Annotated in this window: 23 protein-coding genes; 13 read left to right on the plus strand and 10 right to left on the minus strand. The window is 72.0% G+C overall.

Translation table 11 applies throughout. The annotated features are described in order from the left end of the window. Window positions 1-258: 258 nt before the first annotated feature. A complete protein-coding gene (locus Aau02nite_RS07605; protein WP_212987605.1) occupies window positions 259-1,875 on the minus strand; it encodes an AMP-binding protein in 1,617 nt (538 codons plus the stop codon). A gap of 84 nt (window positions 1,876-1,959) precedes the next feature. Between Aau02nite_RS07605 and Aau02nite_RS07610 the strand changes: the two genes are divergently transcribed. Both Aau02nite_RS07610 and Aau02nite_RS07615 read left to right on the plus strand, forming a co-directional pair. Further along, window positions 1,960-2,793 carry a helix-turn-helix transcriptional regulator gene (locus Aau02nite_RS07610; RefSeq protein WP_246594971.1) on the plus strand — a complete coding sequence of 278 codons (834 nt, stop codon included), beginning with the start codon at window positions 1,960-1,962 and terminating at the stop codon, window positions 2,791-2,793. Between the two features lie 40 nt (window positions 2,794-2,833). Continuing rightward, on the plus strand, window positions 2,834-3,892 hold the full coding sequence (locus Aau02nite_RS07615; RefSeq protein WP_212987607.1) for a LacI family DNA-binding transcriptional regulator: 1,059 nt from the start codon (window positions 2,834-2,836) through the stop codon (window positions 3,890-3,892). 115 nt (window positions 3,893-4,007) lie between these two features. On the opposite strand, the gene Aau02nite_RS07620 is transcribed toward Aau02nite_RS07615, so the two are convergent. Then, entirely contained in the window at window positions 4,008-5,012 is a 1,005-nt protein-coding gene (locus Aau02nite_RS07620; RefSeq protein WP_438841108.1) for a LacI family DNA-binding transcriptional regulator, read from the minus strand. 34 nt (window positions 5,013-5,046) lie between these two features. Here Aau02nite_RS07620 and Aau02nite_RS07625 point away from each other — a divergent pair, with 34 nt between their 5' ends. Continuing rightward, window positions 5,047-6,084: a zinc-dependent alcohol dehydrogenase gene (locus Aau02nite_RS07625; protein ID WP_212987608.1), complete on the plus strand. Its 1,038-nt coding sequence runs from the start codon at window positions 5,047-5,049 to the stop codon at window positions 6,082-6,084. Window positions 6,085-6,089: 5 nt separating this feature from the next. Next, entirely contained in the window at window positions 6,090-7,745 is a 1,656-nt protein-coding gene (locus Aau02nite_RS07630; protein WP_212987609.1) for a GMC oxidoreductase, read from the plus strand. 39 nt (window positions 7,746-7,784) lie between these two features. On the opposite strand, the gene Aau02nite_RS07635 is transcribed toward Aau02nite_RS07630, so the two are convergent. Beyond that, the gene (locus Aau02nite_RS07635) at window positions 7,785-8,918 is read right to left on the minus strand and encodes a glycoside hydrolase family 12 protein (RefSeq protein WP_212987610.1); all 1,134 of its coding nucleotides are present in this window, start codon (window positions 8,916-8,918) and stop codon (window positions 7,785-7,787) included. Window positions 8,919-9,226: 308 nt separating this feature from the next. On the opposite strand from Aau02nite_RS07635, the gene Aau02nite_RS07640 reads away from it, so the two are divergent. Next, window positions 9,227-9,577, plus strand: coding sequence for a histone-like nucleoid-structuring protein Lsr2 (locus Aau02nite_RS07640; RefSeq protein ID WP_212987611.1), 351 nt, complete (start codon window positions 9,227-9,229; stop codon window positions 9,575-9,577). A gap of 146 nt (window positions 9,578-9,723) precedes the next feature. After that, window positions 9,724-10,800, plus strand: a complete 1,077-nt coding sequence (locus Aau02nite_RS07645) for an NAD-dependent epimerase/dehydratase family protein (protein WP_212987612.1) — start codon at window positions 9,724-9,726, stop codon at window positions 10,798-10,800. Between the two features lie 60 nt (window positions 10,801-10,860). On the opposite strand, the gene Aau02nite_RS07650 is transcribed toward Aau02nite_RS07645, so the two are convergent. Together Aau02nite_RS07650 and Aau02nite_RS07655 are read right to left on the minus strand one after the other, a co-directional pair. Beyond that, window positions 10,861-11,160 carry a hypothetical protein gene (locus tag Aau02nite_RS07650; protein WP_212987613.1) on the minus strand — a complete coding sequence of 100 codons (300 nt, stop codon included), beginning with the start codon at window positions 11,158-11,160 and terminating at the stop codon, window positions 10,861-10,863. Between the two features lie 101 nt (window positions 11,161-11,261). Beyond that, complete coding sequence (locus tag Aau02nite_RS07655; protein WP_212987614.1) at window positions 11,262-14,339, minus strand: putative bifunctional diguanylate cyclase/phosphodiesterase; 3,078 nt, start codon at window positions 14,337-14,339, stop codon at window positions 11,262-11,264. An 81-nt stretch (window positions 14,340-14,420) separates the two neighbouring features. On the opposite strand from Aau02nite_RS07655, the gene Aau02nite_RS07660 reads away from it, so the two are divergent. From Aau02nite_RS07660 to Aau02nite_RS07690, 7 genes are all read left to right on the plus strand, one after another. Further along, window positions 14,421-15,065, plus strand: coding sequence for a class I SAM-dependent methyltransferase (locus tag Aau02nite_RS07660; RefSeq protein ID WP_212987615.1), 645 nt, complete (start codon window positions 14,421-14,423; stop codon window positions 15,063-15,065). 92 nt (window positions 15,066-15,157) lie between these two features. Beyond that, the gene (locus Aau02nite_RS07665; protein WP_212987616.1) at window positions 15,158-16,381 is read left to right on the plus strand and encodes an NRAMP family divalent metal transporter; all 1,224 of its coding nucleotides are present in this window, start codon (window positions 15,158-15,160) and stop codon (window positions 16,379-16,381) included. Between the two features lie 50 nt (window positions 16,382-16,431). Continuing rightward, complete coding sequence (locus tag Aau02nite_RS07670; protein WP_212987617.1) at window positions 16,432-17,193, plus strand: LamB/YcsF family protein; 762 nt, start codon at window positions 16,432-16,434, stop codon at window positions 17,191-17,193. Further along, complete coding sequence (locus Aau02nite_RS07675) at window positions 17,190-17,957, plus strand: putative hydro-lyase (RefSeq protein WP_212987618.1); 768 nt, start codon at window positions 17,190-17,192, stop codon at window positions 17,955-17,957. Before Aau02nite_RS07670 ends, Aau02nite_RS07675 begins: the two co-directional genes overlap by 4 nt. Further along, window positions 17,954-18,571 (plus strand): 5-oxoprolinase subunit B family protein, encoded by a 618-nt coding sequence (locus Aau02nite_RS07680; RefSeq protein ID WP_212987619.1) that lies wholly within the window; start codon window positions 17,954-17,956, stop codon window positions 18,569-18,571. Before Aau02nite_RS07675 ends, Aau02nite_RS07680 begins: the two co-directional genes overlap by 4 nt. Beyond that, the gene (locus Aau02nite_RS07685; protein ID WP_212987620.1) at window positions 18,568-19,494 is read left to right on the plus strand and encodes a 5-oxoprolinase subunit C family protein; all 927 of its coding nucleotides are present in this window, start codon (window positions 18,568-18,570) and stop codon (window positions 19,492-19,494) included. The genes Aau02nite_RS07680 and Aau02nite_RS07685 overlap by 4 nt, the downstream gene beginning before the upstream one ends. 33 nt (window positions 19,495-19,527) lie before the next feature. Next, complete coding sequence (locus tag Aau02nite_RS07690) at window positions 19,528-20,169, plus strand: GntR family transcriptional regulator (protein WP_212987621.1); 642 nt, start codon at window positions 19,528-19,530, stop codon at window positions 20,167-20,169. A 6-nt stretch (window positions 20,170-20,175) separates the two neighbouring features. Here the strand turns inward: Aau02nite_RS07690 and Aau02nite_RS07695 are convergent, their stop codons facing one another. From Aau02nite_RS07695 to Aau02nite_RS07715, 5 genes are all read right to left on the minus strand, one after another. Beyond that, window positions 20,176-20,910 (minus strand): HAD family hydrolase, encoded by a 735-nt coding sequence (locus Aau02nite_RS07695; protein ID WP_212987622.1) that lies wholly within the window; start codon window positions 20,908-20,910, stop codon window positions 20,176-20,178. Between the two features lie 23 nt (window positions 20,911-20,933). Beyond that, window positions 20,934-21,695: an ROK family protein gene (locus Aau02nite_RS07700; RefSeq protein ID WP_212987623.1), complete on the minus strand. Its 762-nt coding sequence runs from the start codon at window positions 21,693-21,695 to the stop codon at window positions 20,934-20,936. 35 nt (window positions 21,696-21,730) lie between these two features. Beyond that, window positions 21,731-22,633 carry a DNA-3-methyladenine glycosylase family protein gene (locus Aau02nite_RS07705; RefSeq protein WP_212987624.1) on the minus strand — a complete coding sequence of 301 codons (903 nt, stop codon included), beginning with the start codon at window positions 22,631-22,633 and terminating at the stop codon, window positions 21,731-21,733. 378 nt (window positions 22,634-23,011) lie between these two features. After that, window positions 23,012-24,310, minus strand: coding sequence for a Pecanex-like protein 1 (locus Aau02nite_RS07710; protein WP_246594972.1), 1,299 nt, complete (start codon window positions 24,308-24,310; stop codon window positions 23,012-23,014). Between the two features lie 98 nt (window positions 24,311-24,408). Then, window positions 24,409-25,188, minus strand: coding sequence for a DUF4142 domain-containing protein (locus Aau02nite_RS07715; protein WP_212987625.1), 780 nt, complete (start codon window positions 25,186-25,188; stop codon window positions 24,409-24,411). Between the last annotated feature and the right edge of the window lie 25 nt (window positions 25,189-25,213).

The following is a 25,213-nucleotide window of genomic DNA, read 5'->3' on the forward strand; positions in this document are numbered from 1 at the left end:
GCTGGCCGGCACGGCACGGCTGGCGGCACCGCAAGGCGAGACGGCCGGGTGGCGCGGCAAGGCGAGACGGCCGGGTGGCGCGCAAGGCGAGGCCGACCGACACGGTGAGCCGGCCGACCGGCAGGCAGGCGTGGCGAGGTCGGCCGGCGTAGCGAGAGTTGGACGGCGCGCGACAAGGCGAAAGCGGCCGGCACGGCAAGACGAACGTGGCGGGCACGCGGCAAGCGTCGAGGTACGTACTGCGGGGAACGAATGGTGTTAAGCGTTGCGAATGTCAGCGGCGGCGTGGAGGTCCAGGATCTCCACCGCCCGCTCGCGCATCTCCACCTTTCGCACCTTCCCGGTCACCGTCATCGGGAAGTCCTCCACCACATGCACATACCGCGGCACCTTGTAATGGGCCAGCTTCCCCTTGCAGAACTCCCGTACCGCCTCCGTGGTCAGCGGCGTCGCTCCCGGGCGCAGCACCACCCATGCCATCAGTTCTTCGCCGTACTTCTGGTCGGGGACGCCGATCACCTGGACGTCCGATACGTCCGGGTGGGAGTACAGGAATTCCTCCACCTCTCTCGGGTATACGTTCTCGCCGCCTCGGATCACCAGGTCCTTGATGCGGCCGACGATGTTCACGTAGCCGTGTTCGTCCATTGTGGCCAGGTCGCCCGTGTGCATCCAGCGCGCTTCGTCGATCGCTTCCGCGGTCGCCTCCGCCTGGTTCCAGTAGCCCAGCATCACCGAGTAGCCGCGAGTGCACAGCTCCCCGGCCTCGCCGTGCGGCAGCGGCCGGCCCGTCGCCGGGTCGACGACCTTCGACTCCAGGTGCGGCATCACGCGGCCCACCGTTTCCGTTCGCCGGTCCAGACCGTCGTCGCGGCGGGTCATCGTCGAGACCGGCGAAGTTTCGGTCATGCCGTAGCAGATCGCCACTTCGGTCATGTGCATCTCCGCCACGACCCGTTTCATCACCTCCACCGGGCACGGCGAGCCCGCCATGATTCCGGTACGCAGCGAGGACAGGTCGTACGTCGTGAAGTCGGGCAGGCCCAGCTCGGCGATGAACATGGTCGGGACGCCGTACAGGGAAGTGCAGCTCTCCTGGGTGACCGCCCGCAGCGAGGCCGCCGGGTCGAAGCCCTGGGCCGGCAGGACCATGCACGCACCGTGAGAGGTCGCCGCGAGGTTGCCCATCACCATGCCGAAGCAGTGGTACAGCGGCACCGGGATGCAGATCCGGTCCTGCTCGGTGTAGCCGACCAGTTCGCCGACGAAGAAGCCGTTGTTGAGGATGTTGTGGTGCGACAGCGTCGCGCCTTTCGGGAAACCCGTCGTGCCGGACGTGTACTGGATGTTGATCGGGTCGTCGAAGGCCAGCGACGCGGCGCGTTCCTCCAGCGAGAGGCCCCGGCCGGCGGCGATCAGGTCGTTCCAGTCCGGCGTGCCGATGAAAATCGTGTCGGTGAAGCCGATCTCGGCGATCATGCCGCGGTAGTCGCTGGTCTTGAACCTGACCGCGCTGATCAGCAGGCGTACGCCCGACTGGCGGACCACATAGGCGAGTTCGTGGGTGCGGTACGCGGGGTTCACGTTCACCAGGATCGCGCCGATCTTGGCGGTGGCGTACTGCGTGATCACCCATTCCGCGCAGTTCGGTGCCCAGATGCCTACCCGGTCGCCCTTGTCGGTACCGCGGGCCAGCAGGCCACGGGCGATCTCGTTCACCGCGACGTTGAACTCCGCGTACGTCCAGCGGCGTCCGGCGGCCACGTCCACCAGCGCCTCGCGGTCGCCGTGCGTGGCGACCGTGCGTTCGAGGTTCGCGCCGATCGTCTCGCCGAGCAGCGGCACGTCCGAAGTCCCGGAGGCATACGAGAGCATCTCTGCAGCATGAGCCGGTTCGCCGGGTGGCACCACCCCCGTTCAGGGGTGGACCGCGCACCCGGTCCGCGACATGCTGGTGACGTGCTCGAAACAGCCGATCTGTCCGCCGCGCTGGGCCGGGTCCGGCGGGTGACCGGGCTGCCGGTCGCGTTCGGCGGAGCGGTGGCGGCCGACGGACGGGCCATGCGGCTGACCGACTTCGCCGGCACCGTGACCGGCGCGCTGCACGGGCTGGTGGTCAGCGCCGGGCAGGGTCTCGGTGGGCGCGTCGTCAGCACGGCCCGCCCGGGCCGGGTCGAGGACTACGCCGCCGACCCGCGGATCAGCCACGAGTACGACAAGCCGGTCACCGCCGAAGGGCTGCGCGCGATCGCCGCGATGCCGGTCATGGTGGGCGGTTCCGTTCTGGCGGTGCTCTATGCCGGCACGCGCGAGCCACTGTCGGTGGGGATCCGCGCGCTCGACGCGATGAGCCAGGTGGCGGTGCGGGTCGGCACCGAGCTGACCGTACGCCGGGAAGTGCAGCGCCGGATCGCCGAGCTGGAGACGACCGCGGCCCTGACCCGTGCGGCGCCGGCCGCCCCGGAGTGGGAGGACGTCCGGCAGGCGCACGCTGACCTGCGCACGATCGCGCAGCAGGTCGACGACCCGGCGCTGCGGTCCCGGCTGCAGGAGGTGTGTGCGCTGCTCGCCCAGTCCGGCAGCTCGGCGCGGCCGCACAATCCGTTGTCGCCGCGGGAGCTGGATGTCCTGGCGATGGTCGCGGTGGGGTGCGGCAATGCCGAGGCTGCGCGGCGGCTCGGCCTGCTGCCGGAGACGGTCAAGAGCTACCTGCGCAACGCGATGCGCAAGCTCGGCACGCACGGCCGGATGGAGACGGTCGTGACCGCGCGGCGGCTCGGCTTCCTGCCCTAGGGCCGCCGGCTTCTGGCAGGCGAGGCTTAGGGTCACGAAGGTGAAGAGACCGACGATCGCCGATATCGCCCGCGAGGCCGGGGTCTCCAAAGGTGCCGTCTCGTACGCGTTGAACGACCGGCCGGGCGTTTCCGAGGTCACCCGTGCGCGCATCCTGGCGATCGCCGACCGGCTGGGGTTCCGGGCCAGTGCCGCCGCCCGGGCGCTGGCCGGTGCGCCCGCCAAGGTCGTCGGGCTCGCGTTGCGGCGGCCCGCCAGCACGCTCGGCGTGGAGCCGTTCTTCATGGAGCTCGTCAGCGGGCTCGAGGCCGAACTGTCCATCCGCTCGTACGCGTTGCTGCTGCAGATGGTCCCCGATGACGACCCGGCGGCGGAGATCGAGGTCTACCGGCAGTGGTGGATCGAAGGCCGGGTCGACGGGGTGCTGCTCTGTGACGTCCGCGCCGACGACCCGCGGGTGCCGGCCGTGGCCGAGATCGGCCTCCCCGCCGTGGTCGTGGGGCCGCCCACCGAGGGTGAGCTGCTGCCCAGCCTCTGGTCCGACGACGCGGTGTCGGTGACCGAGGCGGTCGAACACCTGGCCGGGCTCGGTCATCGCCGGATCGCCCGGGTCGCGGGGATCCCCGAGCTGGCCCACACCGGCGCGCGCAGCCGGGCCTTCGCCGAGACCTGCGAACGGCTGGGGATCACCGGGGCGACCACGGTCTGGACCGACTACACCGGGGAGGCCGGCGCCCGCGCCACCCGCGACCTGCTGCACACCCGGCCGCGGCCGACGGCGATCGTGTACGACAACGACATCATGGCCATCGCCGGGCTGGCCACCGCGCAGGAGCTGGGGTTCGCCGTGCCGGCCGAGCTGTCCATCGTCGCCTGGGACGACTCGCCGGTCTGTGGGCTCGTGCATCCGCCGCTGACCGCGCTGACCCGCGACATCGTCGCCTACGGCGAGAACGCCGCCCGGCTGCTGCTCGCGGTCATCGCCGGGGACGAGGTGACCAGCCGGCTCGACGAGCCCGCCCACCTGGTCGCCCGCGCCAGCACAGCGCCGCCACCGACCGCGGAGAACCAAGAGCCGACCACGGAAAACAAAGACTAGAGCCGGCCACGGGAAACAAAGACCAGAGCAGTACGACCGGCGTCAACAGCAGGGCCGCGCCATCCGGCGGCATTGAAGCCGGACAGGCGCAACAAACGCCCGCAGCGAACGCCCCTCAGGCCGGCCCCGTGCTCCGCCGCACCTCGAGACGGCCGCTCTCGGCCTGCACCGGCGCCCGCACCTCCCCGTCCAGCGCCGCGAACAACTGCGCCGCCGCCAACCCCCCATAAGCCGCGATATCCCGCCGGATCACCGTCAACGGCGGCCCCACCACCTGACACAGCGGCGAATCCTCACAGGCCACCACCGACAGGTCCGCCGGCACCGCCAATCCCAGCTCCCCCGCCACCCCCAGCCCGGCCACCGCCATCACGTCGTTGTCGTACACGATCGCCGTCGGTCGCTGCCGGTCGCGCAGCAGCTCGCGGGTCCGCTCCGCGCCCTCGCGGCCCGTGTAGTCGGCCCGCACGATGGTGAGCGTCATCCCCCGCTCCGCGCAGGCCCGGGCCATGGTGTCGTCCCGGATCCTGGTGTGCACCATCCCGGCCGGGCCGCTGACCCGGGCGACCCGGACGTGGCCCAGCCCGGCCAGGTGCTCCACCAGCTCCAGCGTCCAGCCCCGGTCGTCGCACCACGCGCCCGGCATGCCGTCGTCCGGCGTGCTCGCGATCAGCGCCGCCGGCAGGCCCAGCCGGCGGACCGCGGCCAGCCGGGGGTCGTCCTCCCGGGGGTCGCAGATCAGCACCCCGTCCACCCGGCGCTCGGCGCTCCAGCGGCGGTGCACCTGCGCCTCCTCCTCCAGATCCGCCACCAGCTGCAGCGCCAGCCCGAAGCCGCGCCCGGCCAGCTCCGCCTGGATGCCGGCGATCAGCTGACGGCGGAAGACCTCCACGGTCAGCGCGGCCGACGAGCGCAGCAGCACCAGCCCGATCGCGTGGGCCGCGGCGCCGTGCAGGGCCAGCGCCGGGCCGTTCGCCCGGTAGCCCAGCTCCCGGGCGATGCCCAGGATGCGTTGCCGCAGGTCGGCGGAGACGCCGGGACGGCCGTTGAGGGCGTACGAGACGGCGATCCGGGACACGCCGGCACGCCGGGCGATGTCGGCCATCGTCGCTGCACGCACGGCTTAGCGTAAACCCAGGTCCTATGCTCCAGCCATGATGCGTGTCGTGGTGCTGCCGGACGAGGTACGGGTGGTCGAGGCGGCGGCGCCGGAGCCGGGACCCGGGGAGGCTCAGCTGCGGATGGTGGTGGCCGGCGTCTGCGGCTCTGACACGCACGCCCTGCGGGGCCGGCATCCCAACGTTCATCCGCCGTACGCGCCGGGTCATGAGGTGGTCGGTGTGGTCACCGCGGTGGCGGCGGGCGTGACCTCGGTGCGGGCCGGGCAGCGGGCCACCGTCGAGCCGGATCTGCCGTGCTGGGAGTGCAAGCAGTGCCGGGCCGGCCGGCAGAATCTCTGCGAGCGGCTCGGCTTCTTCGGCTGCGGCTCCGAGCAGGGCGGCATGGCCGAGGTGTTCACCATCGACGCGCGGCGCCTGCATGTCGTGCCCGAGGAATTCGACGACGCGACGGCGGCGCTGATCGAGCCGCTGTCGACGCCGGTGCACGCGATCCGGCTGGCCGGCGGCGTCCGGGACCGGGCGGTGGCGATCCTCGGGGTGGGGACGATCGGCCTGCTGACGCTGAAGGTGGCGCGGGCGCAGGGCGCCCGGCGGATCGTCGTGACGGCCCGGTCGGCCCGCAGCCGCAAGCGGGCGCTGGCTTTCGGCGCGGACGCGGCCGTGGACGCGACCGCCGGGGACGCAGCCGATCAGGTACGCGCAGCGCTGGGCGAGAGCGCCGACGTGGTCTTCGACTGCGTGGCCGAGCAGTCGACGACGACGCAGGCGCTGGCCGTCGCCGACAAGGGCGGCACGGTCGTGGTGGTGGGCGTGCCCGCCGGCGAGGTGACGATTCCCCTCGCGTTGCTGCAGGACAGCCAGTTGCGGATCCAGGGCAGTGCGACGTACCTGCCGGAGGACTACGCGGACGCGATGACGCTGCTGCGCGAGCAGGTGGTCACGGCCGCCGATTTCGTGACGGCGGTACATCCGTTGGCCGGGGCCGCTGCGGCCTTCGCCGATGCGGAGAGCGGCGAGCACATCAAGGTGCTCGTCAGGTCTGGTTCGACGGGCTTCGACGTGATGAGCTGAGCGGCATGACGGACTACGACATCGTCGTCGTGGGCAGCGGGTTCGGCGGGAGCGTCACCGCGTTGCGGTTGACCGAGAAGGGTTACCGGGTCGGTGTGCTCGAGGCCGGCCGGCGCTTCACCCCCGAGACGCTGCCCAGGACGTCCTGGGATCTGCGGGCCTTCCTCTGGGCGCCCGCGCTGGGTCTGCGTGGCATGCAGCGGATCACCCTGCTCAAGGACATCATCGTGCTCTCCGCGGCGGGCGTCGGCGGCGGTTCCCTGGTGTACGCGAACACGCTCTACCAGCCGCCGGCCGCGTTCTTCGCCGATCCCCGCTGGGCCGGGATCACCGACTGGGCCCGGGAGCTGGAGCCGCACTACGCGCAGGCCTCCCGGATGCTCGGCGTCACCGTGCAGCCCTCGATGACCCCCTCCGACGAGGTCATCCGGTCCGTCGCGCAGGACATGGGGGTCGGCGGCACGTTCCGGCGTACCCCGGTCGGGGTGTTCTTCGGTGAGCCGGGCCGGACCGTGCCGGATCCCTATTTCGGCGGGGCCGGGCCCGCCCGGACCGGGTGCATCGAGTGCGGCGACTGCATGATCGGTTGCCGGTTCGGGGCGAAGAACCGGCTCGACCTGAACTACCTCTATCTCGCCGAGCGGGCCGGTGCGGTCGTGCACCCGGACACCACCGTCTCAGTGTTGCGGCCTGTCGACGACGGCTGGGAGCTGACCACCTCGCAGGGCACGTTCACCGCGCGGGAGGTGGTGCTGTCAGCCGGGGCGCTCGGCACCCAGCGGCTCCTGCACGCCATGCGGGACACCGGTGTGCTGCCCGGAGTCTCCGACCGGCTCGGCGCGCTGACCCGGACGAACTCCGAGGCGCTGCTCGGCGCGCAGGCTGTGTCCGTACCGGAGAAGCCGTTCTCCCGCGGGGTGGCGATCACCTCGAGTTTCCACCCGGACGCCGAGACCCACATCGAGCCGGTCCGCTACGGACCCGGCAGCAACGCGATGGGCCTGCTCACCACCCTGCTGGTGGACGGCGGCGGCCGCGTGCCGCGGCCGGTCCGCTTCCTCGGCCAGGCGCTGCGCCATCCGCGCACGCTGCTGCGGTCACTGTCGAAGCGGCGCTGGAGCGACCGGACCATCATCGCGCTGGTCATGCAGACCGTGGACAACTCCTTGACGGTACGGCGCACCAAGCGCGGCCGGCTCACCACCGGGCCCGGCCACGGCCCGGTCAACCCGACCTGGATCCCGGTCGGTCACGAGGCGGTACGCCGGATGGCCGCCAAGATCGGTGGCCATCCCGGCGGCTCGGTGGGTGACGTCTTCGACATCCCGATGACCGCGCACATCCTCGGTGGCGTGACCATCGGCGACTCCCCCGTGACCGGCGTGGTCGACCCCTACCAGCGCGTGTACGGCTACCCCGGCCTGCACGTGGTGGACGGTTCGGTGATCCCGGCCAACCTCGGGGTGAACCCGTCGCTGACCATCACCGCGCTGGCCGAGCGGGCCCTGGCGCTGTGGCCCCACAAAGGCGATACGGATCCGCGGCCCGCGCTGGGCGCACCCTACGAACGCGTCGAGCCGGTGCCACCTCGATCCCCCGCGGTCCCGGCGCACGCCCCGGCAGCCCTGCGGATAACGCCGGCCGCCCCGCCGCCGGGTTGATCGGCGACGGGGCGGGGCTGCTGTGATGCTGGGGACGGATCAGGCCCTGGTGCAGGCCGAACCGTTGAGGGTGAACGCGGACGGGCTGGCGAAGGTGCCGCTGTAGGTGCCCTGGAAGCCGAACGAGGCGCTACCACCGGCCGGCAGGCTGCCGTTGTGCGTCGTGTTGCGGGCGGTGAGCGCGCCGCTGGTGCCGGACAGGGCGGCGTTCCACGAGTTGGTCACCGTCTGACCACTCGGGAGGGTGAAGCCGAGCGTCCAGCCGTTGACCGCGCTGCTGCCGGTGTTGGCCACGGTCACGTTGGCCACGAAGCCGCTGCCCCACGAGTCCGCCGCGTAGGTCACGCGGCAGGCCGCGGTGCCGGGCGGCGGGGTGGTGGGCCCGCCGGGCGGCGGGGTGGTGGGCGGGGCGCCGCCCCCGTTGACCGCCGCCGAGAAGCTGTTCACGGCCAGGCCGGTGCCGCCGATCCACGGCTCGAAGCCGGCCTGGATGCTGGTCAGGTACCACGAGTTGGTGATCGCGCCACGGCTGCGCACGTCGTTGATGAAGTCCAGGACGCTGAAGCTCCAGCTCGAGATCGCCGACGGCGCGACGTACGAGATGACGTTGTTGGAGCCGTTGCTGCCCTGCCAGACCTGCCAGGTGCGGCCACCGATGGTGGTGTTGCCCACGGCCGAGCCGATCGGCTGGATCGAGCCCTGCTTGTTGAACCAGATCATGATCTCCATGGCGTTGACACCGTCACGCCGGGGCGTCGGGTCCAGCCAGATGTCGTACGACGCGTTGTAGGTCGCACCGGAGACGAAGTTGTAGTTGATGCTGCTCGTCGCGCTGCTGATCGAGCTGACCTGGATCGGCAGATTCGTGCCGGGCGAACAGTTCGTGTAATGGCAGCCGTAGAAGACCGACGGGTAGGACACCGGCGCGCCGCTGGTGCTGCCGACGCCCTGCTGGGAGGTGATGGAGAAGCCGCTGTCGGTGACATTGATGCACTGCTGGGCGGTGGTGCCCCAGCGGTTGTTCTGCACCACGTAACGGCCGCCGATGGTGGTGGAGCCGTACTGCTCGCAGATCTGCGTGTCCGCACTCGCGGGACTGGCGATCACGGTTGTCGTGATCGCGCCCGCGGCGAGCAGAGCGGCGGCCGTGACGGCCCGGATGACACGTCTCATGACTGCTCCTGGTGGTGGGGATGCCCCGGGGAGGGGCGACGTGGGAGCGCTCCCACGCAACGTACAACATATTGACAGGCGTGAGAAGTGTTGCCGGGAAGTTTCGTGAAGTTCTCGCCCCGCGGCGGCCCGCCCGGCCCTCTCCGCGCCCCTTTCCCCGGCCGCGGCCCCGGGCCGGGTCACACGAATGCGTCGGATGATCTGCGCGACATGCAGGGCGGACAATTTGCACACGTCGGCACGGACGGACAGAATGAATACGCAGGAATTCTCATAGACAATGGCACCGTCCCGGGAGCAACCACATCATGGCCAAGCAGGTAATTACCCTTCTGACCGATGACCTCGACGGCGGCGAGGCCGACCGCACCGTCGAGTTCGGACTCGACGGTGTGAACTACACGATCGACCTGTCGGAGAAGAACGCCGGCAAGCTGCGTAAGGCGTTGGACCCGTACCTCGCGGTGGCGACGCGGGTCGGCCGCTCCGGCGTCGAGTCGCGTTCCGCCCGGCGCGGGGCCGCCCCGGCGAGCACCGGCCGGGCCAGCCGCGACCAGAATCAGGCCATTCGCGAGTGGGCCACCAAGAACGGCTACGAGGTTTCCGAGCGGGGCCGCATCCCGAGCTCGATCGTCGAGGCGTACCACAGCAAGCGATAGGCACGGCCACCAGGAAATCGGCGCCGCCCGGTGGGCGGCGCCGATTTCTGCTTAAGGGTGGTTAAGGCGTTCTCGGCTCCCGGTGCGGCAACAGCTTGTCCAGAAGCGCCGTGGTTCAACCTCGGCCCGCCGGGTACCAGCACACGATGCGAGTGGTGATCGTCGGAGCGACCGGGAACTCAGGCACGGCCCTTCTGCGCAGGCTGCGGAACGAGCCCGGGATCGACCTCGCCGGGGTGGTGCGCCGGCTGCCGCCCAGCGTCGAGCCGTACGACGGGATGGACTGGCATTCCTGCGACATCGGCGCTCCCGGCGCCGCGCAGCAGCTCACCGAGATCTTCCGGGGCGCCGACGCGGTCGTGCATCTCGCCTGGCAGATCCAGCCGAGCCACGACCAGCGTTTGCTGTTCCGCACCAACGTGCTGGGCAGCCGGACGGTGGTCGAGGCCGTGCTGCGCGCCGGGGTGCCGACGCTGGCGTACGCCTCCTCGGTCGGCGCCTACGCCCCCGGCCCGAAGCATGCGTTCGTCACCGAGGCCTGGCCCCGTACGGGTATTCTCGGTTCCTCCTACAGCCGGCACAAGGCGCTGGTGGAGGGCCTGCTGGACCGGGTCGAGTCGGATCATCCGACGCTGCGCGTCGTGCGGCTGCGGCCGGGGCTGATCTTCCAGCGGGACATCGGCACGGAGATCGGCCGGTACTTCGCCGGGCCGCTGCTGCCCGCGCGGCTGTTGCGTTCCGGGCGGATCCCGGTGATTCCTTCGCACCCGGGGCTGCGGGTGCAGGCGGTGCACGCCGACGACGTGGCCGACGCGTACGCCCGGGCTCTGCTCGCCGATGTGCGGGGCGCCTTCAATGTGGCCGCCGGGCCGGTGCTGGATCCCTCGGTCGCGGCCGCCGCGTTCCACGGGCGTCAGGTGCCGGTGCCGGGTTTCGTCCTGCGCGGCGCGGCCGATCTGAGCTGGCGGTTGCGGTTGCAGCCGGTCGACGTGGGGTGGGTCCGGCTGGGGCTCAAGGCGCCGCTGATGTCGTGCGACCGGATCAAGGCGGAGCTCGGCTGGCGCCCGCTGGTGGACGCGGTGCACACCCTCAAGGAACTGGTGGCCGGGCTGGCCGACCGGGCCCACACGGACAGCCCGCCGCTGTCCGGTGATCCCGCGCTGCCGGGCCGCCTGGGCGGGGTCCTGCGCGGCCGGCTGCCGGGCTCGGGCAACCCGTACTGACCCGCAGCGGCAGGCCCGGCTGCCGAAGCGTCCGGGCCTGCTGGAACACCGTATGACGAATCAGCGTCGGCCACCTCCGGTGCTGATGATGACCACGCCACCGCCACCTCCGCGGTAGCGGTAGCAGTGCCGGCGGCGGTCGTCGCGGCTCGGCGTGCCGGCGCTCCAGCGGTCGCCGTCGTCCCAGTCGTCCCAGTTGTGCCTGTTGTGGTGCCAGGGGAACCAATGGCCGTTCGACTGATACCAGCAGTGGCGCCGGTGATCGGGCACCGAGTCGGAGGCCGAGGCGGGGGCCGAGACAGCGAGACTGGAGCCGGTCGCCAGCAGCACAGCGGCGAGGAGCAGGCCCGGACGTCGCATGATTTGTCCTTTCAGGGTTGATGGGTGAACACCCGAAAGTCTTTCGCGTTCGCCCCGGGCCCGAGGGGGCTTCCGCAATAAAATCAAATGCAGCGGAAAAGTCAGGCCACGGCGAGCGGCAGCGGATTACGCAGCCAGGCCAGCGCCTCCGTTGCGTCCAGCGGCGCCGAGTAGTAGTAGCCCTGCCCCAGCGGACAGCCCAGCTGGGCCAGGATGAGCCGGTGGGTCGCGTCCTCGATGCCCTCGGCGACCACGGTCAGGTTCAGCGTCCGGGCCAGGCTCACGATCCCGGCCACCAGCGCCAGCTGCTGCTCGCTACCGACCATGTCGTCGATGAAGGTCTTGTCGATCTTCAGGACGTCGATCGGGCGCTGCCGCAGGTAGCCCAGCGACGAGTAGCCGGTGCCGAAGTCGTCGATCGCGATCCGCACCCCGAGCTCCTGCAACACGGCCAGGTCCGCCCAGATCTGCTCGTCGTCGCCCATCAGCAGGGTCTCGGTGATCTCCAGCATCAGCGCCCGCGCCGGCACCCCGGCGTACTCCAGCGACGTCTTGACCTGCTCGACGAAACCGGACTGGCGGAACTGCCGGACCGAGACGTTGACCGAGACGTACGGCTGGCGGGCGCGCGGCAGGATGCGCCGCCACTGGGCGACCGTGTGCAGCGCCTGGTCGAGGACCCAGCGGCCCATCGGGACGATCAGCCCGCTCTCCTCGGCCACCTCGATGAACTCGTCCGGCGCGATGACCCCGCGCTGCGGATGGTGCCAGCGCACCAGGGCCTCGAAGCCGACCGCCTCGTCGGTGGCGAGGTCGACGATGGGCTGGAACTGCAGCAGGAAGTGTCCCTCGTTGACCGCGTGGTCCAGCGCCGAGCGCAGTTCCAGCCGCTCCACCATCGCGCTGTGCAGGTGCGACTGGTAGCGCCGCCACTGGTTCTTTCCGGCGCCCTTCGCGACGTACAGGGCCAGGTCGGCCTGGCGCAGCAGGGCGTCGGCGGTGTCCGCTTCCGGCGTGGTGGTGATGCCGATGCTGGCCACAGCCTGCAGCGGCCCCCCGTCGACGATGATCGGCTCGGACAGGGCCGCCAGGATCCGGGCCGCCGTCTCCTCGACCGCCCCGGGGTCCTGCACGTTCTCCACCAGCGCGGCGAACTCGTCGCCGCCGAGCCGGGCGGCCGTGTCGTCGGCCCGCAGCGCGCCGGCGATCCGGCCGGCCACCGCGATCAGCAGCTGGTCCCCGGTCGCGTGGCCGAGGGTGTCGTTGACGATCTTGAAGTCGTCCAGGTCGATGAAGAGCACGCCGACCACCGAACCGTCGCGGGCGCCGCGGGCGAGCGCGTGCTGCAACCGGTCGGCGAACAGCACCCGGTTGGCCAGACCGGTCAGGGAATCGTGGAACGCCTGGTGGGTGAGCTCGCGTTCGAGCTGGCGGCGCTCGGTCACGTCGCGCAGCGTGACCACCAGGCCGGCGACGGTCTGGTCCGCTCGCAGGTCCCGGCAGTGCATCTCGAGCATCACCTCGGTACGGCGCCGCCCGACAGCCCGGAAGTCCAGGCCCTCCTGCGTCCCCTCGCCACCACGGACAGCGGCCAGCACGTCGGCCAGTCGCAACCGGTCGCCCGGGTGGATCAGGTCGGGCAGGGACACGCCCACCGGGTCGGCGCCCAGCACGTGTCCCGCGGACGGGCTCGCGTACCGGACGCGGTCCTCCTCGTCGATGATCAGGATGACGTCCGAGGTGTTCTGCACCAGCGTGCGGAAGTAGGCCTCGCTGTTGCGCCGGGTCACCTCGCGGCTCAGCGCGATCCGCTCCAGCGCCAGGGCGACCTGGGTGGCCAGCACCTCCAGCGCCCGCTGCAGGCCGAGCAGGGCCCAGGTGGGACCGCCGACGTGCAGCACGCCGACGAGCGGGTCGCCGGTCGGGCGGTCCTGCAGCACCAATGGGCAGCGCAGCACCATGTTGAACTGGGTGAGCCGGACCGCGACGGCCCAGTCGACGTCGCGGGTGGCGACGAGACGGGCGGCCGTACCGGTGCCGCGGTCGTGGTCGGACTGGGCCGCCGCCTCGGGCGAGACGGGCTCCTCCGGCTCGGTGATGGCCATGGCCAGCACCACCCGGTGCGGCACGTCGGCCGGCAGCAGCTGGGCCACGGCCGTGCGGACCGCATTGCCGACCTCGTCGGCGTCGGCCGCGGAGACCAGCGCCGCCGAAGCCTCGCGCAGACCGCGCTCGCGGGCCAGGGCCAGCCGGTGGCTCGCCATGATGCCCGCCATCCGGGCCAGGACCAGCAGGAACGTGCAGGCGCTGAGGGCGGCGACCACGTCCAGGTCGGGCACCTCGCCGTCGGCGCTCACGTGGAAGACCAGCACGGCCGGGGCGACCAGCGAGGCGAGCGCGAGCAGGGCGAGGCGGACCCGGCCCAGCTCGGCCGGCGGAGTGGCGACCGGCTGAGTGAGCGCGGCCATCGAGGGGCTCAGCGCGGCCAGGCCGACGGCGGCGTAGAGCGGGACCCGGCCGAAGGCGGCCAGGAAGGCGATGTCGTCGCGCAGCGTCACGAGATTGCCGCCGACATCCGCGAGCAGCAGGGCCAGGACGCCCGCGGCGAGCCAGCCTCCGGCCGGCAACCGCCGGCCGGAGACGGTCAGCAGCCGGGTCAGCAGGGCCAGGCAGAGCAGGTCGCCGACCGGGAACGCGACCGCGATCCACTGCCCGGCCGCCGACAGCTCGGTGTCGCGCAGGTGTGGACCGATCACGAAGGTCCAGGCCAGCAGGGCCACGCCGGAGGTCAGCGTGAGGGCGTCGAGCAGCCCGCCACGGTCGCGGCGGCCGCCCGTGCGCAGCCGGACGAACCAGTACAGCACCAGCGCCAGCGCCGGGTAGGCGGCGAGCAGCATGCCCGTACCGATCATGTGCAGGCTCGGGACCACCCGCAGCGCCCCCGGTCCGGCGCTGTAGGCGCCGGTGCCGAGCACCGAGAGCACGACGGAGACGGCCAGCAGGTGCCACGGCGCGCGCCGGACCGGGTCGTGCCGGCGCATGCCGGAGACCACAGCCAGCACGGCGGAGACCCCCGCGACCAGGTGTACGGGCAACTGCCAGCCCGGCTCCAGCGCGAAGACGGCGCCGAGCACCACCATCCAGACGCCGAAGAGGGCAGCCGTCGCTCGGGTCGGCATGTTGCTCCTCTCCGCGCGTGGGTGAAAGCCGGACGCTGCCCTGATCGGTCCCGCACCGGAGCAACTGAGCAGAATCGGTACGTGTCCACCGACTTCGTCCGCGCCAACACACGGCTCGCGCCCGTGCCCTTCCTCCCCGAACTGGTGCTTTACCAGGCCGAGGAGCCGATCGAGCTCTGGGAGCGGACAGAGGCGGCCGGCACCGAGCAGCCGCCACCCTTCTGGGCCTTCGCCTGGGCCGGCGGCCAGGCCCTGGCGCGGCACGTGCTCGACGAGCCGGAGCTGGTCAGCGGGCGGGCGGTGCTGGACCTGGCGACCGGCTCGGGCCTGGTCGCGGTGGCGGCGGCGCGGGCCGGGGCCCGCACCGTCACGGCCAACGACATCGATCCGCTCTCGCTGGCCGCCGCCGAGGCCAACGCCGACGCCAACGGGGTGCCGATCCGGTTGGTGGAGGGAGATCTGCTCACGAGCGGGTATCCGGAGGCCGACGTGATCCTGGCCGGGGACGTGTTCTACAGCCGGGAGATGGCCGGGCGGGTGCTGCCGTTCCTGCGGCGCGCGGCCGGGCGCGGCGCGTTGGTGCTGGTCGGGGATCCGGGGCGGGCGTACCTGCCGGTCGACGGGATGATCCGGCGGGCGACGTACGAGGTGCCGGTGCTCGAGGCACTGGAGTCGGTGCCGGTACGGCGGACCAGCGTGTGGCAGGTGGATTTCGCGAGCCGGTAATGGCGGATTGTTCAACAACTCTTGTGTGATCGTTGAACAATCCCTACGGTCAGGGGTGCCTCCATCGAACTACCACGATCCGAGGAGTGCCCATGACCACGCAGACGCCCACCCCCGCCCGTACCCGCCGGACCGCCCTGATCGGCGCCATCTTCCTGATGGCGACCAGCGCGATCGGGCCCGGATTCATCACCCAGACCACCACCTTCACGGCGGCCCTGGGTGCCGCGTTCGCGTTCGGCATCCTGATGTCGATCCTCGTGGACTTCGTCGTCCAGATGAACATCTGGCGGATCATCTCGGTCAGCGGCAAACGGGCGCACGAGCTCGCCAACGCCGTCGTACCCGGCGCCGGTTACGTGCTGGCGGCGCTGGTCATCCTCGGTGGCCTGGTCTTCAACATCGGCAACGTGGCCGGCTCGGGGCTGGGCCTCAACGCCGCCCTGGGCCTGGACCCCAAGCTCGGCGGCCTGATCAGCGCACTGATCGCGATCTCCATCTTCGTGGTCAAGCGGGCCGGGATGGCGATGGACCGGCTGCTCATCGGGCTCGGCGTGCTGATGATCCTGCTGACCGTGTACGTCGCGATCGTCTCGGACCCACCGGTCGGCGCGGCGCTGCGCCAGACCGTCCTGCCCGACGAGATCGACTTCGCCGCGATCACCACCATCATCGGCGGTACGGTCGGCGGCTACATCACCTACTCCGGCGCGCACCGGCTGCTGGACAGCGGCACCACCGGCCCGGAACACATCCGTGAGGTCACCCGCGGCGCACTGACCGGCATCGCCGTCACCGGCATCATGCGCTTCGTGCTCTTCCTGGCGATCCTCGGCGTGGTGAGCGGCGGCGTCGTGCTCAACACCAAGGGCAACGCGACCGCGCAGGCCTTCGAGTCGGCCGCCGGTGAGTTCGGGCTGCGGGCGTTCGGCGTGATCCTCTGGGCGGCGGCCATCACCTCCGTGGTCGGTGCCGCGTTCACCTCGGTGTCGTTCTTCGACGCGTTCTCCAAGCGCTTCAGCGAGCCGCGTCCCCGGTCCTGGGCGACGGTCGCGTTCATCGGCGTCACCACGACGATCTTTCTGCTGATCGGTACCGCGCCGTCGGCCCTGCTGGTCTTCGCCGGCGGGTTCAACGGGCTCATCCTGCCGATCGGCTTCACCATCCTGCTGTACGCCGCGTGGCGGCGTCGCGAACTGCTGCGGGGGTACGCGTACCCGGTGTGGCTGCTCGTCCTCGGCGCGGTGGTCGCGGCTCTGACCTGGTACATGGGCATCATCTCGGCCCGCTCGATCTTCGAATACCTCGCCGGCTGAGCTTCCCCGCGGCGGAAAACCCAGGCAACGACCGGCACCAGGAGGAAACGATGGATCTCAACAGTGACCTCGGCGAGGGCTTCGGCACCTGGCAGCTCGGCGACGACAACGCCATGCTCGACGTGGTGAGCAGCGCCAACATCGCCTGCGGCTTCCACGCCGGCGACCCGCGGACCCTGCTGGCCACCTGCGAACGGGCCGTCACCAAGGGCGTCGTCATCGGCGCCCAGGTCGGCTACCGCGATCTGGCCGGCTTCGGCCGGCGCTTCATCGACTACGACAGCGCCGACCTGACCGCGGACGTGATCTACCAACTCGGTGCGCTGGACGGGCTGGCCCGCGCGGCCGGCGACCGGGTGCTCTACGTCAAGCCGCACGGCGCGCTCTACAACACGATCGTGCACCACGAGCAGCAGGCCGCCGCCGTGGTCGAGGCCGTCCGCCGGTACGACCCGGACCTGCCCGTGCTGGGCCTGCCCGGCTCGGTCTTCCTGCACCTGGCCGAGGAGGCCGGGCTGACCACCGTGCGCGAGGCCTTCGCCGACCGGGGTTACCGCCCGGACGGAACGCTGGTCTCGCGGCGCGAGCCGGGCGCCCTGCTGCACGACCCGGCCGAGGTGGCCGAGCGGATGCTGCGGCTGGTCACGGACCGGACCCTGGTCGCGGTGGACGGCTCGGCGATCAAGGTGGAGGCCGACTCGATCTGCGTGCACGGCGACTCGCCGGGTGCGGTCGCGATGGCCCGCGCCGTGCACGACGCCCTCTCCGGTGCGGGAGTCCCGATCACCGCGTTCGCCGGGGCCGGCTCGTGAAGGCGGCCGCCGACCTGCGGGCGAGCTTCCGGGCCGGGCTGGTCCGCCCGACCGCCGGGCTGGCCCCCGGCGTGGCCCAGGCCAACCTGATCGCCGTGCCCCGCGACTGGGCCTGGGACATGCTGCTGTACGCCCAGCGCAACCCCAAGCCGTGCCCGGTGCTGGACGTCAGCGACCCGGGCTCGCCGGCGACCGTGCTGGCCGATGGCGCGGACCTGCGCACCGACCTGCCGCTGTACCGGATCTGGCGCGACGGCCGGCTCGTCGAGGAGGTGCCGGACGCCACCGCCGCCTGGCGCGACGACCTGGTCGCGTTCCTGATCGGGTGCAGCTTCAGCTTCGAGGCGTCACTGATCGACGCGGGCATCGACGTCCGGCACATCTCCACGGGCCGCAACGTGCCGATGTTCCGTACCTCCCGGAACTGCCGTCCGGCCGGGCGGATGCGCGGTGAGCTCGTCGTCTCGATGCGGCCCGTCCCCGCGGAGCGGGTGGCCGAGGCCGTCACCATCAGCGCGCGCTTCCCGGCCGTGCACGGCGCCCCGGTGCACATCGGCGACCCGGCCGGTCTCGGCCTCACCGACCTGGACCGGCCCGACTTCGGCGACCCGGTGGAGATCCGCCCGGGCGAGGTCCCCGTGTTCTGGGCCTGCGGGGTCACCCCGCAGGCGGCCGTGATGGCATCACAGGTGCCGTACGCGATCACCCACGCGCCCGGCCACATGTTCGTGACCGACGTCCCCGACACGGAATATGAGCGATGACGAGTTTTCTCCGCTGCGGCCGCGAGGCGCTGCTGGCCGAGGTCGACGACCTCGACGCGGCCCTGGCCCTCTATGCCGCGCTGCGGTCGGCGGCCCTGCCCGGGGTGGTCGACCTGGTGCCCGCCGCCCGGACCGTGCTGATCAAGATCGACCCGGCGGTCACCTCGCCGGCGGCCGTCCGCGAGGCGGTAGCCGTTCTCCCCGTGGACACCCGGCACCGGGCCACCGGCGGCACGGTGGAGATTCCCGTGCGCTACGACGGGCCCGACCTGGTCGAGGTGGCCGAACGCACCGGGCTGAGCCCGGACCAGGTGGTCGCGCTGCACACGGGTGCACGGTGGACGGTGGCCTTCGCCGGGTTCGTTCCCGGCTTCGGCTACCTCACCGGCGGTGACCCCCGGCTCGACGTGCCGCGGCGGGACTCGCCCCGTACCCGGATCCCGGCCGGCTCGGTCGCTCTGGCCGGCCGGTTCTCGGGCGTCTACCCGAGCGACAGCCCGGGTGGCTGGCAACTGATCGGCAGCACCACGCAACGCATGTGGGACCTGGACCGGCCGGAGCCGGCCCTGCTGGTCCCCGGCGTCGAGGTGATCTTCAAGGCGGTGGACCGATGACCATGACGATCCTGCGGACCGGACCGCTGACGGTGATCAAGGACGAGGGCCGGCCCGGGCACGCCGGGCAGGGGGTGGCGCCGTCCGGGGCGGTGGACCGCGGTGCCTACGCCCGGGCGAACGCGCTGGTCGGCAACCCGCGCGGGGCCGCCGCGCTGGAGTGCACGCTCGGCGGCCTGCGGGTCCGTTTCGACGAACCGGCGACGGTCGTGCTGACCGGCACCGACGCAGTCCTCACTGTGGACGGTACGCGGACCGCGGTCGAGGAGGTCGTCAGCGTCCCGGCCGGCGCCGAGGTGGCGGTGACCATGCCGCGCCGGGGTCTGCGCAGCTATCTCGCCGTGCGCGGCGGTCTCGCCGTGCCGCCGGTGCTGGGCTCACGCTCCACCGACCGGCTCGCCGGGATCGGCCCGCCCAAGCCGGCCGCCGGCGACACCCTGCCGATCGGCCCGTCCCCGGCCGCCCCGTCTCCCGCCTCGCCGTCCCTCACCGCGTCGTCCGCCCCCTCGGCTTCCCCGGCCGCGTCGTCCGCCGGCTCGCCCTCCGCCGAGGGTGTCGACGGGCCGGCCGATCCGGACGCGCCGCTCGAGGTCGACCTCGGGCCGCGCGCCGGCTGGTTCACCGCCGCGGCGATCGAGACCCTGCTCAGCGCCGAGTTCACCGTCTCACCCAGCAGCGACTCCGTCGGCCTGCGGCTGGACGGGCCCGTGCTGGCCCGCGCCCGCACCGAGGAGCTGCCCAGCGAGGGCGTGGTCCGCGGCTCGGTGCAGGTGCCGCCGGACGGGCACCCGATCGTCTTCCAGGCCGACCACCCGGTGACCGGCGGCTACCCGGTGATCGCCGTGCTCACCCCGGCCGCCGCCGATCGCGCCGCGCAGGCCCGGCCGGGCGCCCGGCTGCGGTTCGTGGTCGCGCCCGAGTGACGGGCCGGGCCCGGCGGCTGATTGACTGACCGGGTGACGACGGTCGAGAAGCCCGGCTCCGCGGCCAGGGCGGTGGAGCAGCTACGCAGTTCGATGATCAACGGTGAGCTGGCGCCGGGCACCCGGCTCTCCGAGTCCTCCCTGACCGGTCCGCTCGGCGTCTCCCGCAACACCCTGCGGGAGGCGTTCTCGACGCTGATCGAGGAGGGGCTGCTGGTCCGCCGGCCCAACCGGGGCGTCTTCGTGGCCAGCCTCACTCCGGCCCAGATCGCGGACATCTACCGGGTGCGCGTCCTGCTGGAGTGCTCGGCGCTGGAGCAGGCCCCGACCGATCCGCCGCGCGCCGAGGGGATGCGGGCCGCAGTCGACGAGGCGCGGCGCGGGGCCGCGGCCGGTGACTGGCGTGCCGTGGGTACGGCGAACATGCACTTCCACGAGCAGATCGTGGCCCTGGCCGGCAGCCCGCGGCTGGACGGCTGGATGCGTCAGCTGACGGCCGAGCTACGGCTCGCCTTCGCGGCGGCCCCGAACATCGAGGCGCTGCACAGCCCGTTCGTGGCGATGAACGACGAGATCGCCACGAGATACGAGGCCGGCCGGGCCCGCGAGGCGGCGCAGATGCTGCGCGACTACCTGCTGACCTCCGAACGCGTCGTGCTGGGCCACCTGCCCTGACCCGGCTCAGCGCGCCGGCAGCAGGTCACGCAGGCCGAAACCGTCCTCCACCACGGCGTCCGGCTCGGGGAAGGCGGCCGGGTCCTCACGGTCGGTGCGCGACGACCGCATCAGGATGACCGCGGCGGCGTCGGCGCGGCGGGCACACACGACGTCGCGCTGGCGGCTGTCCCCGACGAACCAGCACTTCTCCGCGCGTACGCCCAGCTCACGGGCGGCGCGCCAGATCATCTCCGGGTTCGGCTTGCGGACCCCGGCCTCGTCGCTGTAGATCTGCGCGGTGAAGAGCCCGCCCACGCCGGCCTTGGTCAGGAAGTCGCGGTGCGCGGCGCCGCACAGGGTGTTGCTGACGACGGCCATCGGCAGCTGCGCGGCGCGGGCGGCCCGTAACGCCTCCGGGATCCCGGGGCGCAGGGCCCACGTCGAACGCCAGGCCCAGTCGTAGCTGAGCTTCGCGGCGTGCAGGCGTACGGCGTCCTGCGCCCGCCGCGGCCAGTCGGCGGTGACGAAGCGCTGCCAGACCTCGGCGTGGCCGAGCTCGTCGGGATGGTCCTCGTCCCGCCACCCCGCGTACGCCCGGTCCCCGGCGGTCAGCGACCGGTTGATCTCGCCCGGCGTGAGCAGTCCGTCGGTCAGGTTGTAGATCCGGAGCACCAGCTCGGGCGGCGCGGGATCCTGCGGCGGGGCGTCGGCGAGCACCCCGCCGAAGTCGAGGAGCAGGGCGGCCGGAACGCTCAGCATGCCTCCAACCTATCGAGCCGGGCCTATCGCCCGCCGCCGGCCCGCAGCGTCCAGGCACGGACCCCGCCGACGATGCCGGCGGTGTTGGGCACCACCACCACGTCGTCGCCCATCCGGGCCAGCTGGGTGGGAGTGATCAGCCGCGAGTTCCCGCCGCCGAGATAGATCCGGTCCCAGAGGAAGACCGGGCGCAGCCCCTCCACCACGTTGCGGACCCGCCGCGACCAGAGCGCGTCACCGAGCCGGCGCCGCTCGTGCTCGCCGATGTACGTGTCGTAGCTCATCCCCCACCGCACCGGCGCCTGCGACATCTCCAGGTGCGGGGCGAGCTGCCCGCCGTCGAACAGCGCGCAGCCCAGGCCGGTGCCCAGGGTCAGGATCAGCTCGCAGCCGGTACCCGCGACCACTCCGGCGCCGTGTACCTCGGCGTCGTTGAGCACCAGCGTGGGCAGCCCGAACGCCTCGGCCAGCGCGGTCCGCGCGTCGAAGCCGTGCCAGGCGTCGACCAGCTCCGGGTCCACTTTCGTGCGGGGACCGCTGCGGGTCACGTAGTGCGGCGTCGCGACCACCACCCCGTGGCGCAGCATGCCCGGCATGCCGACGGTCACCCGGTCCGCGGTCGGCAGCCGCTCGCCCAGCTCGACCAGCGTCTTGACGAACAGATCCGGGGGCAGCGGATACGGCGTCGGGACGCGCAGCGGCTGGGCTCGCATCGTGCCGGCCTCGTCGAGCACCGACCCCTTGATGCCACCGCCGCCGCAGTCGATCGTCAACGTGAAAGCCACGCCCCAGTGTGCAACGTGCGTCCGGCGGATGACAGTCAGAACCTCGCGAACGATCGGATCGGCATCCGCGGGCCGAACTTGGGCGCGCTGATCCCGCCGGCCGCGAGCAGCTCACACACCCGGCCCCGGTGGCCGGCGAACGGCTCCAGCAGCTCCAGCATCCGGGCGTCGGTGCCACGGGCCTCGCCGGCCAGCGCCCAGGCCACCGTGTTGGGGATGTGGAAGTCGCCGACGCTGACCGCGTCCGCGTCGCCGTACGTGGTGCGGACCACCTCGGCCGCCGTCCACGGGCCGATGCCCGCGATCGCGGTGAGCCGGCGGGTCGCCTCGGCGCTGTCGGCGCACTGCTCCAGCCGGGCGGCGGCCACGGCGGCCCGCTGCAGGGCCTGGGTGCGGCGCTGCTCGACGCCGAACGGATGGAAGACCCAGTACGGCGTCGCGGCGACGGCCTGCGGGTCGGGCGGCAGCAGCAGCCCGGCCGGGCCCGGCGCCGGCTCGCCGAAGTGCTTGACGATCGCCCGGTACGCCCGGTGCGCCTCGATGCCGGTCACCTTCTGCTCCAGGATCGCCCGCAGCAGCCGGTGGAAGATCTGGCCGGTGGCGGGGAAGCGTACCCCCGAGAAGGTCCGGGCCAGCCGGGCGATCAGCGGATGGGCCGCCGCCCGGGCGGGGAAGTCACCGAGGTCGTCGCGCAGGCCGGCGATCGCGTCCGCGCGATCGACCAGCCATTCCGCGCCGGGCCCGTGGCCGGTCGCGGTGACCTCCGCGCCGGCGCGGGCGAGGTGCAGAGAGCCAGGACCCTCGGGGGTACGGGCGGAGAGCCAGAAGTCACGGTCGTCGAACGTGCCGCAGGGGTCGTAGCGGACGACGAGCAGGGAGCGCACAGTCCGGGCGAAGTGGTAGCCGTCCGGCAGCTGCAGCCGGCGCGTCGTCGTCACCCGGGACACTGTGCCACCATCCTGGCGCCCGGGCCACCTTCCGTGCGCCGGGTCATCTCCCGCCGCCCGGCCGACCGTCCCGGGGTGCGGACATGCCGATGGCCCTGACCGCGCTCCTGGTCAGGGCCATCGGTGCGGGTTGGCGGACACCCGAGTCGGTCCGCGTCACCCGGTAGTGGCGGAGCTGCGTAGCTCGGCCCGAGCGGTCCCGCGCCTCCTTTCGTCAGCCGATTCCTTACTCGAACCGCCTGCCGCAGGTCTTGCCGTCCTCAGGGGGGTGGACGGCGGCCGGTCCCGACGGGGGGTCCCTCGCGGGGCGGCGTCACCTCAGGTGGCGCGCCCCGCGGGGTTCGGTCCCGGTGCGGCAGGGCTCCGTACTCAGTTGTTCTGGTTCTGGTCGTTCTGGTTCTGGTCGTTGTTGTTGCCGCCCTGCTGGCCACCCTGGTTCTGGTCGCCACCCTGGTTCTGGTCGCCACCCTGGTTCTGGTCGCCCTGGCCCTGGTCGCCCTGGTTCTGGTCGCCCTGGCCCTGGTCACCCTGGTTCTCGTCACCCTGGTCCTGGTTACCGCCGCCGCCGACCCGGATGCGCACCGCGTCGAAGGCGGGGGTCTGGTTGGCGCGCTGCATCATCGGGATGCGGTGCGAACCGTCACCGGCCCACGAGGCGCACTGTGCATCGCCCTCGGCGGGCAGCCCGGCGACCTGGATGGTCACGGTGTCGGGGGCGCGGCCACCCTGCCGGTCCTCGGTCGCCACGAAGAACGCGGGGACCGGAGCCGGGTCGGGAGCCTCGTTGGTGCTCGCCAGCATGCGGCAGGCGGTGTGGAAGTGACCCCGGACGATGCCGCCCTGCAGGATCGAGCTCTCCACGTAGTACCCACCCTGGCCGGCCGCGAGGAAGCGGTCACGGATCAGGTTGCGGGTGCTCACCTTGAGGGTGAACGGCGTGTTCGGGGCGACCTCGGTGGGCGCCTCGGTGATCAGCAGCGAGGGGTTGTTCTCCTGCGCGCCGACCTCACCGAACTCGGTGGAGACGCAACGGTTGCCGTTCTGGAAACCGTCGTGCGCGTCCAGCTGGCTGTTCTCACAGCTGTTGGCCAGGATGCCCAGACCGGCGCCCGGAGGCGGGGTCGCGGCGCCGCCGCCGTTGTTGCCACCGTTGTTGTTGCCACCGTTGTTGTTGCCACCGTTGTTGTTGCCGCCGGTGTTGCCGCCGCCGGTGTTGCCACCGGTGTTGCCGCCCTCGCCGGCGTTGGTGCCGTTGCTGGTCGAGGGGGCCGGGGACGCGGCACCGCCGTTGTTGCCGCCGTTGCCCTTGCCGCCGCCGCTGTTGTTGCCGGCGTTCTGCATGACCCACTGCCGGCAGCGGGCGCGCATCTGCGCAGTCGTCGGCACGTCGCCGGCGCCGTCGTCCGCGTGCTGGGTCACCTTGCCACCGTTGGTGGTGTAGGTGCCCTTCTTGGTCTTGGTCGACAGCTTCGCCGACTTCGGGGCCTGGAGGTTGTTACAGGCGGCCAGAGCGCGCTGGGTGGAACGCTTGGTGCTCGCGTCCGAAACCTGCGTGACGGTGACGATGCCGCCGAAGGCAACCAGGGTGGCTACCGCGGCGATGATCCGGCGCCGACCGGTGAACCACTTTGACTTCGAGGATTCGCGCCGGTACTGCGACCTTCGCATGGTGACACCTTTCTCTGTCGCACACGTGGCGGGCGGTGGAGCAGCCGCCTGGGGGTGATGCCGTACGGCCTGGTCGGCTGGCCAGGTCGGACCGTCCGCTATCGCGTCCGGAAGATGCGCATGGTGGTGATCACACCGGCCACGAGGGCACCGGCGAGAACGAGGAGGATGACCGAGGTGTTCACGCCCGGTACACCACCGGAGCCCGCCGCGGCGAGCATGGCCGCGTCGACCGGCACCGGACCGTTCTCGGCCGGAGCCGCGGCGGTCGGCAGTGCGCCGTAGTCGACGATGCCGCTGCCCTCCAGCAGGGTCATGTGGGTCATCACGAACTGGTTGGTCTGCTGGGCCAGCTTGCGGACCGCGTCGTTCCGGGTGCTGGCCCGGATGGTCGCGATGGCGGGGAAGATCTTGCCGTGCGCGGCCCGCAGCCGGTCGATGTAGATCTGATCGAAGACCTCGGGCGACGGCGCGTTCTTCATCTCGTTGAGCCAGCCCTGCTGATCGCTGTTCGGCTGGTTCGGCAGCGCGATGCCCAGCTTCTTGGCGACCGCGATGTCGAGCTTGTCCAGCACGACGTGCTGCTGGGAGATGGTGCGGCCGATCTTCACGATCTCCGGGTTCTCGGACTTCTCCACGGCCATGTTGCCGGCCGGAATCTCCCAGAGACCCGCCAGGCGGACCTTGATGACGAAGTCACGGTCGGCGGCGCTGGCACTGCTGCCCTTGCCGGAAGCGGCGTTCTCCGGCGGGATCGGGACGGGGAGGGGTTCTGCGGCGCGGGCCATTCCAGCCGGCGCCAGCAGGACCGTCAGGACCATTGCCAGGACGCCCACCAGCCAGCGGTGATACCGGCGCGAAGAGCGGGCGGCAATCATCTTTTACACCTCCGACAACGATTCG

The sequence above is a fragment of the Actinoplanes auranticolor genome, from assembly GCF_018332655.1.
Classification (GTDB): domain Bacteria; phylum Actinomycetota; class Actinomycetes; order Mycobacteriales; family Micromonosporaceae; genus Actinoplanes; species Actinoplanes auranticolor.

What these genes read in the sequence shown, in the direction of transcription:
- Aau02nite_RS07650 (WP_212987613.1), bottom strand. Translation starts at nt 11,160, where the DNA reads ATGCGACGTCCGGGCCTGCTCCTCGCCGCTGTGCTGCTGGCGACCGGC.
- Aau02nite_RS07695 (WP_212987622.1), bottom strand. Translation starts at nt 20,910, where the DNA reads ATGCTGAGCGTTCCGGCCGCCCTGCTCCTCGACTTCGGCGGGGTGCTC.
- Aau02nite_RS07710 (WP_246594972.1), bottom strand. Translation starts at nt 24,310, where the DNA reads ATGCGAAGGTCGCAGTACCGGCGCGAATCCTCGAAGTCAAAGTGGTTC.
- Aau02nite_RS07630 (WP_212987609.1), top strand. Translation starts at nt 6,090, where the DNA reads ATGACGGACTACGACATCGTCGTCGTGGGCAGCGGGTTCGGCGGGAGC.
- Aau02nite_RS07645 (WP_212987612.1), top strand. Translation starts at nt 9,724, where the DNA reads ATGCGAGTGGTGATCGTCGGAGCGACCGGGAACTCAGGCACGGCCCTT.
- Aau02nite_RS07625 (WP_212987608.1), top strand. Translation starts at nt 5,047, where the DNA reads ATGATGCGTGTCGTGGTGCTGCCGGACGAGGTACGGGTGGTCGAGGCG.
- Aau02nite_RS07680 (WP_212987619.1), top strand. Translation starts at nt 17,954, where the DNA reads ATGACGAGTTTTCTCCGCTGCGGCCGCGAGGCGCTGCTGGCCGAGGTC.
- Aau02nite_RS07685 (WP_212987620.1), top strand. Translation starts at nt 18,568, where the DNA reads ATGACCATGACGATCCTGCGGACCGGACCGCTGACGGTGATCAAGGAC.
- Aau02nite_RS07605 (WP_212987605.1), bottom strand. Translation starts at nt 1,875, where the DNA reads ATGCTCTCGTATGCCTCCGGGACTTCGGACGTGCCGCTGCTCGGCGAG.
- Aau02nite_RS07715 (WP_212987625.1), bottom strand. Translation starts at nt 25,188, where the DNA reads ATGATTGCCGCCCGCTCTTCGCGCCGGTATCACCGCTGGCTGGTGGGC.
- Aau02nite_RS07635 (WP_212987610.1), bottom strand. Translation starts at nt 8,918, where the DNA reads ATGAGACGTGTCATCCGGGCCGTCACGGCCGCCGCTCTGCTCGCCGCG.
- Aau02nite_RS07640 (WP_212987611.1), top strand. Translation starts at nt 9,227, where the DNA reads ATGGCCAAGCAGGTAATTACCCTTCTGACCGATGACCTCGACGGCGGC.
- Aau02nite_RS07665 (WP_212987616.1), top strand. Translation starts at nt 15,158, where the DNA reads ATGACCACGCAGACGCCCACCCCCGCCCGTACCCGCCGGACCGCCCTG.
- Aau02nite_RS07655 (WP_212987614.1), bottom strand. Translation starts at nt 14,339, where the DNA reads ATGCCGACCCGAGCGACGGCTGCCCTCTTCGGCGTCTGGATGGTGGTG.
- Aau02nite_RS07670 (WP_212987617.1), top strand. Translation starts at nt 16,432, where the DNA reads ATGGATCTCAACAGTGACCTCGGCGAGGGCTTCGGCACCTGGCAGCTC.